Source organism: Kluyvera sp. (genome assembly GCF_047971185.1).
Lineage (GTDB): Bacteria > Pseudomonadota > Gammaproteobacteria > Enterobacterales > Enterobacteriaceae > Kluyvera.
This window is the reverse complement of sequence record NZ_JBKDZH010000123.1, coordinates 1-2,386: the sequence shown is the minus strand read 5'-3', so window position 1 is coordinate 2,386 and position 2,386 is coordinate 1. Positions and strand designations below refer to the sequence as shown.

The 2,386-nt window shown below is 51.8% G+C and carries 3 protein-coding genes and 2 pseudogenes; all 5 read left to right on the top strand.

Annotated features, from left to right (window positions below):
- Positions 1–273: pseudogene (gene tuf / locus ACK5JN_RS23505) on the top strand (elongation factor Tu); the annotation flags it as partial.
- Positions 274–494: 221 nt separating this feature from the next.
- Positions 495–878, top strand: coding sequence for a preprotein translocase subunit SecE (gene secE, locus ACK5JN_RS23500; protein WP_064546531.1), 384 nt, complete (start codon positions 495–497; stop codon positions 876–878).
- Between the two features lies 1 nt (position 879).
- Positions 880–1,425 (top strand): transcription termination/antitermination protein NusG, encoded by a 546-nt coding sequence (gene nusG / locus ACK5JN_RS23495; RefSeq protein WP_003862341.1) that lies wholly within the window; start codon positions 880–882, stop codon positions 1,423–1,425.
- Positions 1,426–1,584: 159 nt separating this feature from the next.
- Positions 1,585–2,013, top strand: coding sequence for a 50S ribosomal protein L11 (gene rplK / locus ACK5JN_RS23490; RefSeq protein WP_012133815.1), 429 nt, complete (start codon positions 1,585–1,587; stop codon positions 2,011–2,013).
- A 3-nt stretch (positions 2,014–2,016) separates the two neighbouring features.
- A pseudogene (gene rplA / locus ACK5JN_RS23485) lies at positions 2,017–2,386 on the top strand (50S ribosomal protein L1); the annotation flags it as partial.

Genomic DNA, 2,386 nt, shown 5'->3' with positions numbered 1-2,386 from the left:
TTCGAATCTGAAGTGTACATCCTTTCCAAAGACGAAGGCGGCCGTCATACTCCGTTCATCAAAGGCTACCGTCCGCAGTTCTACTACCGTACTACTCACGAGACTGGTACAAACGAACTGCCGGAAGGCGTAGAGATGGTAATGCCGGGCGACAACATCAAAATGGTTGTTAACCTGATCAACCCGATCGCGATGGACGATGGTCTGCGTTTCGCAATCCGTGAAGGCGGTCGTACCGTTGGCGCGGGCGTTGTTGCCAAAGTAATGAGCTAATTGCTGATAACATTTGACGCAATGCGCAATAAAAGGGCATCATTTGATGCCCTTTTTGTACGCTGTCGAACCAGAACCTGGCTCATCAGTGATTATTTTTGCCATAATCATTGCTGAGACAGGCTCTGTAGAGGGCGTTTAGTCCGAAACTTATTTCGGTTTGGATCGCCTCGCAATCGCGGGGTGGAAATGTTTGTAGAATACTTCTGACAGGTTGGTTTATGAGTGCGAATACCGAAGCTCAAGGGAGCGGGCGCGGCCTGGAAGCGATGAAGTGGGTCGTTGTTGCCGTATTGCTGATTGTCGCAATTGTGGGTAACTACCTTTATCGCGACATGATGCTGCCGCTGCGTGCGCTGGCCGTAGTAATTATTATTGCTGCAGCGGGTGGTGTCGCGCTGTTGACGACGAAAGGCAAAGCGACCGTTGCGTTTGCTCGTGAAGCGAGAACGGAAGTTCGTAAGGTGATTTGGCCGACTCGCCAGGAAACGCTGCACACTACGCTGATCGTTGCGGCGGTCACTGCGGTAATGTCACTGATCCTGTGGGGACTGGATGGTATTCTGGTTCGCCTGGTATCCTTTATCACTGGCCTGAGGTTCTAAGATGTCTGAAGCACCTAAAAAGCGTTGGTACGTCGTTCAGGCGTTTTCCGGTTTTGAAGGTCGTGTAGCCACGTCGCTGCGCGAGCATATCAAATTACACAACATGGAAGAGCTGTTTGGCGAAGTCATGGTTCCAACCGAAGAAGTGGTTGAAATCCGTGGCGGCCAGCGTCGCAAAAGCGAGCGCAAATTCTTCCCTGGCTACGTCCTCGTTCAGATGGTGATGAACGACGCGAGCTGGCACCTGGTACGCAGCGTTCCGCGCGTTATGGGCTTTATCGGCGGCACCTCCGACCGTCCGGCGCCTATCAGCGACAAAGAAGTTGATGCGATCATGAACCGTCTGCAGCAGGTTGGCGATAAGCCGCGTCCGAAAACGCTGTTTGAACCGGGTGAAATGGTTCGCGTTAACGACGGTCCGTTTGCTGACTTCAACGGCGTGGTCGAAGAAGTGGATTACGAGAAGTCTCGCCTGAAAGTATCTGTTTCTATCTTCGGTCGTGCGACCCCGGTAGAACTGGACTTCGCTCAGGTTGAGAAAGCGTAAGGCTGCGATCAAAAAAGCATCGATCTAATCGTTGCATAGGGCGCGAAATTGGCATACAATTTCGCGCCTTTTGTTTTTATGGGCGCATGCCTGTAAAACGAATTTTTATATCACGGGGAGCCTCTTAGAGGCGCTATTACCCAATTAGAGGATTTTAGAATGGCTAAGAAAGTCCAAGCCTACGTTAAGCTGCAGGTTGCAGCTGGTATGGCAAACCCGAGTCCGCCGGTTGGTCCTGCTCTGGGTCAACAGGGTGTTAACATCATGGAATTCTGCAAAGCGTTCAACGCGAAGACTGATTCCATCGAAAAAGGTCTGCCGATTCCGGTTGTTATCACCGTTTACGCTGACCGTTCTTTCACCTTCATTACCAAAACGCCTCCGGCAGCAGTTCTGCTGAAGAAAGCGGCTGGTATTAAGTCTGGTTCCGGTAAGCCGAACAAAGACAAAGTAGGTAAAATTTCCCGCGCTCAGCTGCAGGAAATCGCGCAGACCAAAGCTGCCGACATGACCGGTGCCGACATTGAAGCGATGACTCGCTCCATCGAAGGTACTGCACGTTCCATGGGCCTGGTAGTGGAGGACTAAGAAATGGCTAAACTGACCAAGCGCATGCGTGTGATCCGTGAGAAAGTTGATGCGACCAAACAGTACGACATCAACGAAGCCATCACTCTGCTGAAAGAACTGGCTACCGCTAAGTTCGTTGAAAGCGTTGATGTTGCCGTTAACCTCGGCATCGACGCTCGTAAATCTGACCAGAACGTCCGTGGCGCAACTGTACTGCCGCACGGTACTGGCCGTTCCGTTCGCGTAGCCGTATTTGCCCAGGGCCCGAACGCTGAAGCTGCTAAAGCTGCAGGCGCCGAGCTGGTAGGTATGGAAGATCTGGCTGACCAGATCAAAAAAGGCGAAATGAACTTTGACGTTGTTATTGCTTCCCCGGATGCAATGCGCGTTG

Excerpts from the sequence above, each read along its gene's own strand:
- secE (WP_064546531.1), top strand. The coding sequence starts at position 495 with ATGAGTGCGAATACCGAAGCTCAAGGGAGCGGGCGCGGCCTGGAAGCG.
- rplK (WP_012133815.1), top strand. The coding sequence starts at position 1,585 with ATGGCTAAGAAAGTCCAAGCCTACGTTAAGCTGCAGGTTGCAGCTGGT.
- nusG (WP_003862341.1), top strand. The coding sequence starts at position 880 with ATGTCTGAAGCACCTAAAAAGCGTTGGTACGTCGTTCAGGCGTTTTCC.